The 14,318-nt window shown below is 58.4% G+C and carries 14 protein-coding genes; 3 read left to right on the forward strand and 11 right to left on the reverse strand.

Annotated elements, in window-relative coordinates; translation table 11 throughout:
* Positions 1–36: 36 nt before the first annotated feature.
* From LVW35_RS27345 to LVW35_RS27355, 3 genes are all read right to left on the reverse strand, one after another.
* Positions 37–1,401 (reverse strand): aspartate aminotransferase family protein, encoded by a 1,365-nt coding sequence (locus tag LVW35_RS27345; protein ID WP_233892831.1) that lies wholly within the window; start codon positions 1,399–1,401, stop codon positions 37–39.
* A gap of 58 nt (positions 1,402–1,459) precedes the next feature.
* Entirely contained in the window at positions 1,460–2,818 is a 1,359-nt protein-coding gene (locus tag LVW35_RS27350; protein ID WP_003176780.1) for a glutamine synthetase family protein, read from the reverse strand.
* A 79-nt stretch (positions 2,819–2,897) separates the two neighbouring features.
* The gene (locus LVW35_RS27355) at positions 2,898–3,137 is read right to left on the reverse strand and encodes a hypothetical protein (RefSeq protein ID WP_233892832.1); all 240 of its coding nucleotides are present in this window, start codon (positions 3,135–3,137) and stop codon (positions 2,898–2,900) included.
* A gap of 278 nt (positions 3,138–3,415) precedes the next feature.
* On the opposite strand from LVW35_RS27355, the gene LVW35_RS27360 reads away from it, so the two are divergent.
* Complete coding sequence (locus LVW35_RS27360) at positions 3,416–4,792, forward strand: glutamine synthetase family protein (RefSeq protein WP_010207341.1); 1,377 nt, start codon at positions 3,416–3,418, stop codon at positions 4,790–4,792.
* Between the two features lie 98 nt (positions 4,793–4,890).
* Positions 4,891–5,532 carry a TetR/AcrR family transcriptional regulator gene (locus LVW35_RS27365; protein ID WP_233892833.1) on the forward strand — a complete coding sequence of 214 codons (642 nt, stop codon included), beginning with the start codon at positions 4,891–4,893 and terminating at the stop codon, positions 5,530–5,532.
* 128 nt (positions 5,533–5,660) lie between these two features.
* Here the strand turns inward: LVW35_RS27365 and LVW35_RS27370 are convergent, their stop codons facing one another.
* The 8 genes from LVW35_RS27370 to LVW35_RS27405 form a co-directional block, all read right to left on the reverse strand.
* The gene (locus tag LVW35_RS27370) at positions 5,661–5,876 is read right to left on the reverse strand and encodes a TOBE domain-containing protein (RefSeq protein WP_003213899.1); all 216 of its coding nucleotides are present in this window, start codon (positions 5,874–5,876) and stop codon (positions 5,661–5,663) included.
* 105 nt (positions 5,877–5,981) lie between these two features.
* Positions 5,982–6,788 carry an aliphatic sulfonates ABC transporter ATP-binding protein gene (gene ssuB, locus LVW35_RS27375; RefSeq protein ID WP_233892835.1) on the reverse strand — a complete coding sequence of 269 codons (807 nt, stop codon included), beginning with the start codon at positions 6,786–6,788 and terminating at the stop codon, positions 5,982–5,984.
* Positions 6,785–7,573 carry an aliphatic sulfonate ABC transporter permease SsuC gene (gene ssuC, locus LVW35_RS27380; protein ID WP_016978992.1) on the reverse strand — a complete coding sequence of 263 codons (789 nt, stop codon included), beginning with the start codon at positions 7,571–7,573 and terminating at the stop codon, positions 6,785–6,787. Before ssuC ends, ssuB begins: the two co-directional genes overlap by 4 nt.
* A gap of 9 nt (positions 7,574–7,582) precedes the next feature.
* Positions 7,583–8,731, reverse strand: a complete 1,149-nt coding sequence (ssuD, locus tag LVW35_RS27385) for an FMNH2-dependent alkanesulfonate monooxygenase (RefSeq protein WP_233892836.1) — start codon at positions 8,729–8,731, stop codon at positions 7,583–7,585.
* Positions 8,732–8,756: 25 nt separating this feature from the next.
* Entirely contained in the window at positions 8,757–9,725 is a 969-nt protein-coding gene (locus LVW35_RS27390) for a sulfonate ABC transporter substrate-binding protein (RefSeq protein WP_233892837.1), read from the reverse strand.
* A gap of 95 nt (positions 9,726–9,820) precedes the next feature.
* A complete protein-coding gene (ssuE, locus tag LVW35_RS27395; RefSeq protein ID WP_233892838.1) occupies positions 9,821–10,414 on the reverse strand; it encodes an NADPH-dependent FMN reductase in 594 nt (197 codons plus the stop codon).
* Between the two features lie 194 nt (positions 10,415–10,608).
* Positions 10,609–11,247 carry a peroxiredoxin gene (locus LVW35_RS27400; RefSeq protein ID WP_233892839.1) on the reverse strand — a complete coding sequence of 213 codons (639 nt, stop codon included), beginning with the start codon at positions 11,245–11,247 and terminating at the stop codon, positions 10,609–10,611.
* A 272-nt stretch (positions 11,248–11,519) separates the two neighbouring features.
* Positions 11,520–12,893 (reverse strand): OprD family porin, encoded by a 1,374-nt coding sequence (locus LVW35_RS27405; protein ID WP_233892840.1) that lies wholly within the window; start codon positions 12,891–12,893, stop codon positions 11,520–11,522.
* 370 nt (positions 12,894–13,263) lie between these two features.
* On the opposite strand from LVW35_RS27405, the gene tauA reads away from it, so the two are divergent.
* Complete coding sequence (gene tauA, locus LVW35_RS27410) at positions 13,264–14,250, forward strand: taurine ABC transporter substrate-binding protein (RefSeq protein WP_233892841.1); 987 nt, start codon at positions 13,264–13,266, stop codon at positions 14,248–14,250.
* The last annotated feature ends 68 nt before the right edge of the window (positions 14,251–14,318 follow it).

The following is a 14,318-nucleotide window of genomic DNA, read 5'->3' on the forward strand; positions in this document are numbered from 1 at the left end:
CAGCGGCCGAAAACTGCTGCGTTCTGAGCCTAGCACTTAGCCCTGCAATGCCGCCAAAGTCAGGTCCAGGCATTGACGAGCCTTGGTCACCAGCTCGTCGATTTCTGCCTTGCTGATCACCAGCGGCGGCGAAATGATCATGGTGTCGCCTACGGCGCGCATGATCAGGCCATTTTCGAAGCAGAACGTACGGCAGATCATGCCGACACCCTTGCCTTCGTAACGCTTGCGCGTGGCTTTGTCCTGCACCAGTTCAATGGCACCGAGCATACCCACACCGCGCACTTCGCCCACCAGCGGATGATCCGCCAATTCCCTCAGACGTTTCTGCAAATACGGTGCCGTTTCGTCGTGCACACGGTTAACGATTTTTTCGTCGCGCATGATGCGGATGTTTTCCAGTGCCACTGCCGCAGCGACCGGGTGACCGGAGTACGTAAAACCGTGGTTGAAATCACCGCCTTCGTTGAGCACGTCTACCACTTCATCGCGCACGATCAGGCCACCCATCGGGATGTAGCCCGAGGTCAGGCCCTTGGCGATGGTCATCATGTGCGGCTTGAGGTCGTAGAAATCGCTACCGAACCACTCACCTGTGCGGCCGAAACCGCAGATCACTTCGTCAGCGATAAACAGGATGTCGTACTTGGCGAGGATTTCCTTGATGCGCGGCCAGTAGGTGGCAGGCGGAACGATCACGCCGCCGGCGCCCTGGATCGGCTCGGCAATAAAGGCACCGACGGTTTCCACGCCAAGCTCCAGGATTTTCTCTTCCAACTGGTTGGCGGCCCACACGCCGAATTCTTCGGGGCTCATGTCGCCGCCTTCGCCAAACCAGTACGGCTGGGCGATGTGAGTGATGCCAGGGATCGGCAAGTCGCCCTGCTCATGCATATACGTCATGCCGCCCAGGCTGGCGCCGGCCACGGTGGAGCCGTGGTAGCCATTCTTGCGGCTGATGATGGTTTTCTTGTTCGGCTGGCCCTTGATGGCCCAGTAGTGGCGGACCATGCGCAACATGGTGTCGTTGCCTTCGGAGCCGGAACCGGTGAAGAACACATGGTTCATGCCGGCGGGCGCGATGTCGGAAATGGCCTTGGCCAGTTCCAGCACCGGCGGGTGAGCGGTCTGGAAGAACAGGTTGTAGTACGGCAGTTCTTTCATCTGCTTGGCGGCGGCTTCAGCCAATTCATCGCGACCGTAACCGATCGCCACGCACCACAGACCAGCCATGCCGTCGAGGATCTTGTTGCCTTCGCTGTCCCACAGGTAAACGCCGTGGGCTTTGGTGATGATCCGTGGGCCTTTCTCTTTCAATTGCTTGAAGTCGCTGAACGGCGCCAGGTGGTGATCACTGCTCAAGGCTTGCCATTCACGGGTTTGCGGGTTGTTGCTGGACATACCAATCTCCTAGACTTTTCAGGTGAGGGCGCGCCGCGTGAAGAGCGCGCCCGGCGCATCAGACGGCGAAGAGCAGGAATTCCCGCTCCCACGAACTGATCACGCGCTTGAAGTTTTCATGCTCGGCCCGCTTGACCGCGACGTAGCCCGTGATGAATTTCTGACCCAGGTATTTCTCGATGGTCTTGCTGTTTTCCATGCGTTCCAGGGCGTCTTCGATGGTCAACGGCAGGCGCAGGTTGCGCCGCTCGTAACCACGGCCCACCACCGGCGCGCTCGGGTTGTGGCCTTCGACCATGCCGATGTAGCCACACAGCAGGCTGGCGGCAATCGCGAGGTACGGGTTGGCATCGGCGCCAGGCAGGCGGTTTTCCACACGACGGTTCTGCGGGCCAGCGTCCGGTACGCGCAGGCCAACAGTGCGGTTTTCTTCGCCCCACTCCACGTTCACCGGCGCCGAGGTGTCGGGCAGGAAGCGACGGAACGAGTTCACGTTGGGGGCAAACAACGGCAGCAATTCAGGGATGAACTTCTGCAGGCCGCCAATGTGGTTGAGGAACAGCTGGCTCATGGTCCCGTCTTCATTGGAGAAGACGTTCTTGCCGGTGGCGATGTCGATGATGCTCTGGTGCAGGTGCATCGCGCTGCCGGGCTCGCCGGTCATCGGCTTGGCCATGAAGGTGGCGGCCACATCATGCTTGAGCGCGGCTTCACGCATGGTGCGCTTGAACACCAGGATCTGGTCGGCCAGGGACAGGGCATCGCCGTGACGGAAGTTGATCTCCATCTGCGCCGTGCCGTCTTCGTGGATCAGCGTGTCGAGGTCCAGTTCCTGCAGTTCGCACCAGTCGTAGACATCTTCGAACAATGGGTCGAATTCGTTGGCGGCTTCTATAGAGAAGGACTGGCGACCAGTCTCCGGGCGACCGGAACGACCAATCGGCGGCTGCAGCGGGAAGTCCGGGTCTTCGCAGCGCTTGGTCAGGTAGAACTCCATCTCCGGCGCCACGATGGGCTGCCAGCCTTTGTCGGCGTAGAGCTTGAGGACTTTCTTGAGCACGTTGCGCGGCGACAGCTCGATCGGGTTGCCTTGCTTGTCGTAGGTGTCGTGGATCACCTGGGCGGTCGGCTCGATAGCCCACGGCACCAGGAACACCGCGTTCTGGTCGGGGCGGCAGATCATGTCGATGTCGGCCGGGTCGAGCAATTCGTAATAGATGTCATCTTCGACATAGTCGCCGGTCACGGTCTGCAACAGCACGCTCTCGGGCAGGCGCATGCCTTTTTCGGCGATGAACTTGTTGGTCGGCGAGATCTTGCCCCGGGTGATGCCGGTGAGGTCGCCAATCATGCATTCGACTTCTGTGATCTTGTGGTCTTTCAACCAATCGGTGAGCTGGTCGAGGTTGTTACTCATAAATGCCTCTGGGCTGGGTTTCCTGGCATCCATTAAAGGCCAGGCGTTGGTTGACGCAGCATCCGCGTCGTTTTTTCATTCAGGGTAGGAGCTTACCTGCCATTTGCTGCAGCGTTGCATTCCTCACGCCAAAGTTGTGCGCAATTTTGAGCAGCGCGCGAGGCGCACGCTGTTCGTTGGCAAATGAGGAGGCAAAAAAGAGGTCGGCCCGGGCGTCAAGAATATTGGCCGGTGCGCGGGTATTCACGCGGAAGGAATGTACGGATGACACCGCCTGGCTGAGGCAGGCAAAGACGCCGTTGGGCGGCAGGTGAAACATGAAGCACCCCGGTATTATTGCTGTTATGGGTTTGAATCGAGCTTAGCCTTGTTCATTTTTTTACACAACACCCCCGTAAAAAATACAACACGGTCCGCTCAAGCCTGCGAGTCCCAAGCCCTTCAAACCCAAAAAACCGCCCCAAAAAGCCTCAAAAAAGCCTTCGTGGCGCTTTTTTAGGGCAAAAAAGGCCTCGCTTGACTTCAGCATGCCGTTCGGGTTGACTGAAACCAGAAAAGATCAATGATTGATATTTTTAACAACAAAGGTGTTGCATCATGTCGGTACCCCCGCGTGCCGTTCAGCTTAACGAAGCGAACGCGTTCCTTAAGGATCATCCTGAGGTTCTGTACGTAGACCTTCTAATTGCGGATATGAATGGTGTGGTGCGCGGCAAGCGCATCGAACGCACCAGCCTCCACAAGGTTTACGAGAAGGGCATTAACTTGCCTGCCTCTTTATTTGCCCTGGATATCAACGGCTCTACGGTGGAAAGCACCGGCCTGGGCCTGGACATCGGTGATGCTGACCGAATCTGTTATCCAATCCCCGACACCCTATGCAATGAACCCTGGCAAAAGCGCCCTACCGCGCAATTGCTGATGACCATGCACGAACTGGAAGGTGAACCTTTCTTCGCCGATCCGCGCGAAGTGCTCCGCCAAGTTGTAAGCAAGTTTGACGACCTCGGTCTGACCATCTGCGCCGCCTTCGAGCTTGAGTTCTACCTGATCGACCAGGAGAACGTGAACGGCCGCCCACAACCGCCCCGCTCGCCGATCTCCGGCAAACGCCCGCACTCGACACAGGTCTACCTTATCGACGACCTCGACGAATACGTCGACTGCCTTCAGGACATCCTGGAAGGTGCCAAAGAGCAAGGCATTCCGGCCGACGCCATCGTCAAGGAAAGTGCCCCGGCGCAGTTCGAAGTGAACCTGCACCATGTGGCCGACCCGATCAAGGCTTGCGACTACGCGGTACTGCTCAAGCGCCTGATCAAGAACATCGCCTACGACCATGAGATGGACACCACCTTCATGGCCAAGCCTTACCCAGGCCAGGCAGGCAACGGTTTGCACGTACACATCTCCATTCTGGACAAGGACGGCAAGAACATCTTTGCCAGCGAGGATCCCGAGCAGAACGCCGCATTGCGTCACGCGATCGGCGGTGTGCTCGAGACCCTACCCGCTCAAATGGCGTTCCTGTGCCCCAACGTGAATTCCTACCGCCGGTTCGGCGCACAGTTCTACGTGCCGAACTCGCCGTGCTGGGGCCTGGACAACCGCACCGTGGCGATTCGCGTACCGACCGGCTCATCTGATGCCGTACGTATCGAACACCGCGTGGCCGGCGCTGACGCCAACCCTTACCTGCTGATGGCTTCGGTCCTGGCAGGCGTGCATCACGGCCTGACCAACAAGATCGAGCCGAACGCACCGGTGGAAGGCAACAGCTACGAGCAAAACGAACAGAGCCTGCCGAACAACCTGCGCGATGCCCTGCGCGAGTTGGACGACAGCGAGGTGATGGCCAAGTACATCGATCCTAAATACATCGATATCTTCGTCGCCTGTAAGGAAAGTGAGCTGGAAGAGTTCGAACACTCCATCTCCGACCTTGAGTACAACTGGTACCTGCATACCGTGTAAGCGGTTGCTGCAATAAAAGAATGCCGCAGGCTGTATGGCCTGCGGCTTTTTTTATGCGGTTCTCTAATACAATGCCCGCTGCCTTGTAGGAGACTTCCATGACCACCCGCCCCGCCGCCCCCCGCAAACCCCGCGCCCGCAGCCAGGCCCGGATCGACGCGATCCTCGACGCCGCGCGCACCCTGCTGGCTGCCGAAGGCGTGGCGAGTTTGTCGATCTACAGCGTGGCGGAGCGGGCGCAGATCCCGCCGTCGTCGGTGTATCACTTCTTCGCGAGTGTGCCGGCACTGTTGGAAGCCTTGACCGCCGACGTACACGGCGCATTCCGGGCGGCGATTCAGGCGCCCATTGATCATGATTCACTCAAGCATTGGCGCGACCTGTCTTACATCGTCGAGCAGCGCATGCTCACTGTCTACGATCAGGATGCCGCCGCCCGCCAGTTGATCCTGGCCCAGCACGGGCTGACGGAGGTGACCCAGGCGGATCGTCAGCATGATCTGGAATTGGGAGTCTTGATGCTGGACGTGTTCAATCGCCACTTCGAAGTGCCCACACTGCCCAGCGATGTGGATGTGTTTGCCTTGGCATTGGAGTTGAGCGACCGCGTGTATGCACGCTCGGTGCATCAGCACGGGCTGATCACCCCACGCATGGCGGAGGAAGGGATGCGGGTGTTTGATGCGTATGTGGGGCTTTATTTGCCGGCGTATTTGCCTAAGCGGGTGGCTGCGCGCTGACTCTCGTGCTGATTGGACCGGCCTCTTCGCGAGCAAGCCCGCTCCCACATTATGAATGTGTTCACAAATCAAAATGTGGAAGCGGGCTTGCTCGCGAAGGCGATCTCAGAAGCGACAAAGAGCTTCAGTCACAACTTGGCGATCGATACCTCGGTGGATTTCACAAAGGCAATCACCTCGCTGCCAATCACCAGCTCCAGCTCTTTGACCGAGCGGGTAGTGATCACCGAAGTCACGATGCCGGACGCCGTCTGCACATCGATTTCCGACAGCACGTCGCCTTCGACGATTTCCTTGATGGTGCCTTTGAACTGGTTACGCACGTTGATAGCTTTAATAGTCATACGGTTTCTCCTCGGGTCGAAATAGCTGCAAGTTGTTAGCTACACGCTGCAAGTAAAAGCGCTTTGCTTTCCCTTGCAGCTTGTAGCTGGAAGCTTGCCGCTGCTTTATTGCGCCCAACGCAATTGCGTAGGCAGCGGTGAAACAGGTTCGGGTTCCGGCGGCGAGCCGGGCAGCGACAGCACACGGTTGAGCACTTCGGCCTCCAGCGCCGCCAGTCGATGTGAGCCGCGGGCACGTGGGCGTGGCAAGTCGACGATCAGGTCGAGGCCGATTTCACCGTCTTCAATCAGAATCACCCGGTCGGCAATCGCCACGGCTTCGCTGACGTCATGGGTCACCAGCAACACGGTGAAACCGTGCTTCTGCCAGAGGTTTTCGATCAGTTGTTGCATCTCGATGCGGGTCAGGGCATCCAATGCGCCCAATGGCTCATCCAGCAGCAGCAAACGCGGTTGGTGGATGAGCGCACGGGCCAGGGCCACACGTTGCTTCTGCCCACCGGACAGCGCCGCCGGCCATTCATTGGCACGTTCGGCGAGGCCGACCGCTTCCAAGGCTTCCAAGGCCCTGGGACGCCAATTGCCTTTGAGACCCAGGCCAACGTTGTCGATGATCTTTTTCCACGGCAGCAGGCGCGCTTCCTGAAACATCAACCGCGTGTCTTCATTCGCTTCGCTCAATGGTGCGGAACCGGCCAGCAGCTCGCCGCCGCTGGCTTTGTCCAGCCCGGCCAACAGGCGCAGCAAGGTACTTTTGCCGCAGCCACTGCGACCGACCACCGCCACGAATTGGCCGGCAGGAATGTGCAGGTCGATGTCCTTGAGCACTTCACGCGCGCCAAAGGCCTTGCGCAACTTGCGTACTGCCAGGGGGATGCCCTTGAGCAGGCGCGGGGGTTGTTGAGCTGTCATGCCGCACCTCCTTTATTCACTTGATAAGCCGGGTGCCAGCGCAGCCATACACGCTCCAGACCGCGAGCCGCCAAGTCCGCGAGCTTGCCGAGGATGGCGTACATGACGATGGCCAGCACCACCACGTCGGTTTGCAGGAATTCGCGGGCATTCATCGCCAGGTAACCGATACCCGAGCTGGCGGAGATGGTTTCCGCCACAATCAGCGTCAGCCACATGAAGCCCAGGGCAAAGCGCACGCCCACCAGGATCGATGGCAGCGCGCCCGGCAGGATCACCTGGCGGAACAGGCTGAAACCGGACAAGCCGTAGCTGCGCGACATTTCCACCAGCGCCGGGTCAACGTTACGAATGCCGTGATAGGTGTTGAGGTAAATCGGGAACAACGTGCCGAGGGCGACCAGGAAAATCTTCGCCGTCTCATCAATGCCGAACCACAGGATCACCAGCGGAATCAGCGCCAAATGCGGCACGTTACGGATCATCTGCACCGAGCTGTCCAGCAGGCGTTCACCCCACTTCGACAGGCCGGTGATAAAGCCCAGGGCCAGGCCGATGCTGCCACCGATCACAAACCCCAGGCCGGCACGCCAGCCACTGATCGCCAAGTGCGTCCAGATCTCGCCGCTGGCGACCAAATGGACACCGGCTGCGATTACGGCACTGGGCGCCGGCAGAATGCGGGTCGACAACCACCCTGCCGACACCGACAACTGCCACACCGCCAGCAATAGGATCGGCAGTACCCAGGGCGCCACACGGTGGCTCAGTTTTTCATAGTTCATGGCGCTGCCTCAGCTCTGCGACGCAGCTTTGGGAAGGATGTCGTTGGCGACCATCTCGCCGAACGGGCTGACGTAACCGGCGCTTTTCGGCAACTCGGGACGTTCGATATCCAGGTGGGGGAACAGCAGTTCCGCGACGCGATATGACTCTTCCAGGTGTGGATAACCGGAGAAGATAAACGTGTCGATACCCAGCGCGGCGTACTCCTTGACGCGTGCCGCCACGGTCGGGCCATCGCCGACCAGCGCCGTACCCGCGCCACCACGCACCAAGCCAACGCCAGCCCACAGGTTGGGGCTGACTTCGAGGTTGTCGCGGTTACCGCCGTGCAACGCCGCCATACGTTGCTGGCCGACCGAATCAAAGCGTGCCAAAGAGGCCTGGGCACGGGCGATGGTGTCGTCGTCCAGGTGGGAGATCAGTTTGTCGGCGGCCCTCCATGCTTCTTCGTTGGTTTCACGCACGATCACATGCAGGCGAATACCGAAGCGCACGGTACGCCCCAGCTTGGCGGCCTTGGCCCGTACCTGCTCGATTTTTTCCGCGACAGCTGCCGGTGGCTCACCCCAGGTCAGCACCATTTCCACCTGTTCGGCTGCCAGGTCCTGGGCCGCTTCGGAGGAACCCCCGAAGTACAGTGGCGGACGCGGTTGCTGGATCGGCGGGTAAAGCAGCTTGGCGCCTTTGACGCTGATGTGTTCGCCGTCGTAATCCACGGTCTCGCCTTCCAGCACACGGCGCCAGATACGGGTGAATTCCACCGAGGCCTGGTAGCGCTCTTCATGGCTGAGGAACAAGCCGTCACCGGCCAACTCTTCCGGATCACCGCCGGTCACCAGGTTGAACAGCGCACGGCCGCCGGACAGACGGTCCAGGGTCGCGGCCTGACGCGCGGCCACCGTCGGGGAAATGATCCCGGGGCGCAGCGCGACCAGGAATTTCAAACGCTGGGTCACCGCAATCAGCGAAGCGGCCACCAGCCACGAGTCTTCGCAGGAACGCCCGGTCGGGATCAACACCCCACCGAAGCCCAGGCGGTCAGCGGCCTGGGCCACTTGCTGCAAATAACCGTGGTCAACGGCGCGAGCGCCTTCGGCGGTGCCAAGGTAATGGCCGTCGCCGTGGGTAGGCAGGAACCAGAAAATAGTGAGGCTCATGGAGTTGTCTCCTGAAGAAGTCGGATTAAGGCGCTTTGGCCACGGCGGCGGGTGGCGTCCAGATCACGTCCTTGATGCTCAAGGGTTTGGGGATCAATTTGAGTTGGTAGAAGCTGTCGGCGATTTTCTGCTGGGCGGCGACCACTTCCGGGGTCAGGAACAGTGCGCCGTAGCCTTGGCGTTTCACCGAGGTCAGGGTGATGTCAGCCGGCAGGCCGAGCAGCGGTGCGACTTGTTCGGTGACTTCCTGAGGATTGGCCTTGGACCATTCGCCCACGGCGCGCACTTCTTCCACCAGCGCCTTGATCACTTCCGGATGTTGTCTGGCGTAGGGCTTGGTGGCCAGGTAGAACTGATGGTTGTCGGCGATGCCGGTGCCGTCACGCAAGGTGCGCGCTTGCAGTTGTTTCTCGGCGGCAGCCTGGTACGGGTCCCAGATCACCCAGGCGTCCACACTGCCACGCTCGAACGCGGCACGGGCATCGGCGGGCGGCAGGAATACGGTCTGCACGTCGGTATATTTCAGGCCGGCGTCTTCCAGGGCGCGCACCAGCAGGTAGTGCACGTTGGAACCTTTATTCAGGACGATTTTCTTGCCCTTGAGCTCGGCCACGGATTTGATCAATGAGTCTTTCGGCACCAGGATCGCTTCGCTGGTCGGCGCGGGTGGCTCGTAGGCCACGTATAGCAAATCGGCGCCAGCGGCCTGCGCGAAGACCGGCGGGGTTTCGCCGGTCACGCCGAAGTCGATGGAGCCGACGTTCAGGCCTTCCAGCAATTGCGGGCCGCCAGGAAACTCGGTCCACTGCACGTTCACGCCTTGGGCAGCCAGGCGTTTTTCCAGGGACCCCTTGGCCTTGAGCAGCACCAGCGTGCCGTACTTCTGATAACCGATGCGCAAAGTCTCGGCGGCTTGAGCTTGAACAATGGCGCCGAAGGACACAGCCGCAGCAAACAGTGCGACCAGACCACGGCGCAAGATGACAGTGCGCATGGCGCTCTCTCCAAATAATGCGATGAGGGGGTTGGCTGCACCTGCTTGGCCGTTGGCGGCTGAGTAAGGTGAGTTTTTTTACAGTTCGGTGTGGCTTAAATGCTCCAGCGAGCACTCAACAAACGTTCATTCAACACATGGGGGTCCAGCGGTTTCGGGCGACGAGCCATGGCGCCGTAAAGCGTTTCCAGGGCTTCGTGCAAACGCTGTTCAAGTACCGGCACCAATTGTGCCTGGGCACTGCCTTCGCCGTACGCGATCTGACTGTCTTCGGCAAAGATACCGTGGAGCAATTCCTGGGCTTTCAGGGCTGACAGCACCGGCTTCAAGGCGTAGTCCACGGCCAGCATGTGGGCGATGCTGCCACCTGTGGCCATCGGCAACACAATCTTGTGGGCCAGGGCACGTTCGGGCAGCAGGTCCAGCACGGTCTTCAGCGCACCGGAGAACGAAGCCTTGTACACCGGCGTGGCGATCACCAGGCCATCTGCATTAGCCACTTGCTGCAGTAGATCGATGACCTTCGGGCTGTCGAAGCGCGCATGCAACAGCTCCTCAGCCGGGAAGTCCCGTATCTGGTAACTCACCACTTCTACGCCTTTGTCTTGCAACCACTGACGGGTTTTATCCAGCAACACCCCGGAGCGGGAACGCTGGCTGGGACTGCCTCCAAGTGTTACGACCAACATGCAGGGATTCCTTGAGCAGGTGTCGGCGGTTCGCTGTGCGGCGATGGCGCCAAGATGGAACAAACCTTATCAGCAGATTCATATATCTTTAAATCTTATTTATTCATTTGTTTATTCTTTAAAGGAATATAAGACTTATCAATCTCCATACAAAAAAAGGCCGTCGAAACGGCCTCAAAACCCCTGCTATGTGATCAGCGATTCGGTTGTGGCGTCAGCCGCAGGTACGGCTTCACCGCGCGATAACCCTTCGGAAAGCGTTTATTGATTTCGTCCTCGTCCTTAAGCGACGGCACGATCACCACTTCATCGCCGTCCTGCCAGTTGGCGGGCGTGGCGACTTTGTGATTGTCGGTCAACTGCAACGAGTCGATGACCCGCAGAATTTCGTGGAAGTTACGCCCCGTACTGGCCGGGTAAGTGATAGTCAGGCGGATCTTCTTGTTCGGGTCGATCACGAACAAGGAACGCACGGTGAGGGTGTCACTGGCGTTGGGGTGGATCAGGTCGTAGAGGTCGGACACTTTGCGATCGGCGTCGGCCAGGATCGGGAAGTTGACGACAGTGTTCTGGGTTTCGTTGATGTCTTCGATCCACTTGTGGTGCGAGTCGACCGGGTCCACCGACAAGGCGATGGCCTTGACGCCGCGCTTGGCGAATTCATCCTTGAGCTTGGCGGTGAAACCCAGCTCGGTGGTGCACACCGGGGTAAAGTCTGCCGGGTGGGAAAACAACACACCCCAGCTATCGCCCAGCCATTCGTGGAAACGAATCGTGCCGGCGCTGGAATCCTGTTCGAAGTCGGGGGCGAGATCGCCCAGTCTTAGGCTCATGGTGTGGCTCCTGGTGAGTGCTTATGGAGCCCACTGTGCATGGATTGTGGGTTATTTAAAAAGAATAAATATCGATTTATCTAGACGATAAAAGAATATTAAAAATCTGTTCATTGGACGGATGCAAAGGCGAGGAGCAACATCGCTTCCAAGGTTCGAGAAGGCCTTGAGACGCTGTACACAGAAGGGTTCAAGAAGGGCCTGCGGGGGTTTGGCCTGACTTGAAAGCAAGACACCTTGCCCGGTGTTGCGCCGGGCAAGGTTTTACGCAGTTACTTGAACGCGTAGGTGTAGCTTACGATAACGCGGTTTTCGTCTTGATCGCGCGCGGCAGCAACATCGTTGCGCCACATAGCGTTTTTCCAAGCGACACCGACGTTTTTGAACAGGCCTTCTGGTACGACGTAGGCAACAGTAATGTCACGCTCCCACTCGGACTGGCCGGTGAACTCAGCGCGGCTACCGTTGACGGTGTCGATGTCAGTGCCTTTGAGGTACACAACACCGGCGGTCAGGCCAGGAACGCCAACTTTGGCGAAATCGTAGGAGTAGCGAGCTTGCCAGGTACGTTCGCCAGCACGGGCGAACTTGGCGATCTGCATGTCAGTGGTCAGGTAAGCGGACGAACCGTCGCCTTGGTTCAACCAAGGGAAGTCGCTGCTACCGTTGCTGACTTGATAACCACCACCGAAGGTATGACCGGCAACGGTATACAGGAACAGGCCGCTGTACAGGTTGTTATCAACCTTGCCGCGACCGGAGTTGACGCCGCTATAGTTGCCCGACGAGAAGTAGGCGGATTCGTGACCGTTTTTACCGTCGTCGGAGCTGTTGAAGTAACGCAGGTCAGACTTCAATACGCCAGGACCAATGGCCCAGTTGTGGGTCAGACCCAGGAAGTGCTGCTTGTAGAAGTCTTCCAGATTGCCATAGTAGTACTGGGCAGTCAGGTCCTTGGTGATCTTGTAGTCGCCACCGGCGTAGTAGAATTTGTTGCTGTCACGCCAGCTAGCGCCACGGGAGTTTGCACCCGAGATCGACAGGTTGTCGACGTTGCTGGAGTTACGGCCTTTGGCTTTTTCGATCTGACCGGCAACCAGCGTCAGGTCTTTGTTGAGGTCGTTGGTAGTGATCTGGCCACCTTGGAAGGTCTGCGGCAGCAGACGACCGTCGTTGGTCACGATAACCGGCAGCTTAGGTTGCAGAGTACCCAGCTTCAGTTCTGTCTGAGAGATCTTGGCTTTGGCAGTCAGGCCCAGGCTGGAGTAGTTATCAACGGCTTCGCCATTGGACTTGCTCGGGAACACGGTGCCGCCGTAAGACGAAGCAGTCGCGCCGTTGGTGCCGCCGCCGGAATCCAGGCGAACACCCAGCAGGCCGATAGCGTCAAGACCAAAGCCTACAGTGCCTTGGGTGTAGCCAGAGATGAAGCGCAAGTCGAAGCCTTGGCCCCATTCTTCTTGCTTGCTCTGAACTTTCGCAGCTTTGTTCGCCGGGCTGTTGACAGTGCCGTCACGGTTATCCGTATTGATGTAAAAGTTACGCAGCCCCAGTGTTACTTTGCTGTCTTCGATGAAACCGGCAGCGCCTGCTTGCTGGGCGATTGCGCCCAAAGCTACAGCCAAAGCCAAGGTGGACTTCTTCATGTACCGCTCCTCTCATTTCTAATTTTTGTATTTCTTTGGTCTCGGGTCTGACGCCCTCGATCCACAGATGCGCGATTAGCGCCAGATAGTGACTACCAAGTCAATCGTAACCTTGTGTGTCTACTACCTTCGTCTAATCGCAGTTGATTTGGTCCCTGCAGGGTAATGAGTTTTTCATACACCCAAAAAGAATTGTTTCATTCTTTTTCATACGATTTGGAAATAAGCATTTTCATGACGCGGGCCAGTCAGGGTAGACGAACCGCTCCATAAGCTAATTCCTAAAGGGTATTTGTTAGCGCTTTTTTAGATCGATTAGTGTGGCCGTAATGTTGCATACGTCACCCACGATCAAAAAGGCGACGCCATCATGGCCAAACGCACATCCTCCCGTCAATTTGTTACAGTTTTTGTGTCACTAATATTTTCTTTTGGTGTCAAAGCGGCCGATTTAACCATCGGTTACCAAACGGGCATTGACCCCAGCAAAGTCCCACAGGCCGAGGGCCTCTATGAGAAGGCCATTGGCGAGAAAATCGCCTGGCGCCGATTCAACAGTGGGCCGGAAGTCGTAACAGCGATCGCCTCCGGCGATGTGCAAATCGGCAATCTTGGTTCCAGCCCCCTTGCCGCAGCGGCTTCACGAAATCTACCCATCGTCGCCTTCATCGTATCGGCGCAGATCAATACTTCTGAAGCCTTGGTGGTCCGCAACGGCAGCGGTATCGACAAACCCGAAGACCTCATCGGCAAAACCATCGCCACGCCATTCGTCTCGACCTCTCATTACAGCCTGCTCGGCGCGCTTAAGCACTGGGGCCTGGGCACCCAGCAAATCAAGGTGGTGAACCTGCAGCCGGCCGAGATTGCCGCTGCGTGGAAACGGGGCGATATCGACGGAGCCTTCGTGTGGTCGCCGGCTTTGGGCGAAATCCGCAAGACCGGCAAGACCCTGACAGACGCGGCCCAGGTGGGTCGGTGGGGCGCACCGACGTTTGAAGTATGGGTGGCGCGTAAGGATTTCGCGGAAAAACATCCTGACGTAGTGGCCAAGTTTGCCAAGGTCACGCTGGACTCCTTCGCCGACTACGCCGCCCATAAAGATGCCTGGACGGAGGATTCCGAGCCGGTACAGAAAATCGCCAAACTGACAGGTTCAAACGCCGCCGACATTCCAGAGCTGTTGGCCGGCACCACCTTCCCGGACGCCAAGGCGCAGCAGACCGACGCACTGCTCAAAGGCGGCACGGCGAAGGCGATTGGAGAGACGGCGAAGTTCTTGAAGGAACAGGGGAAGGTTGAGGTAGTGCTGCCGGATTACTCAGCCTTCGTGACTGACAAATTTATCAGTCCGTGAACTGATCCATGTGGGAGCGGGATTGCTCGCTCCCACATTTTTTGACCTGAGTCGTTCCCGAAATCGGG

It is taken from the genome of Pseudomonas sp. HN11, assembly GCF_021390155.1.
Classification (GTDB): domain Bacteria; phylum Pseudomonadota; class Gammaproteobacteria; order Pseudomonadales; family Pseudomonadaceae; genus Aquipseudomonas.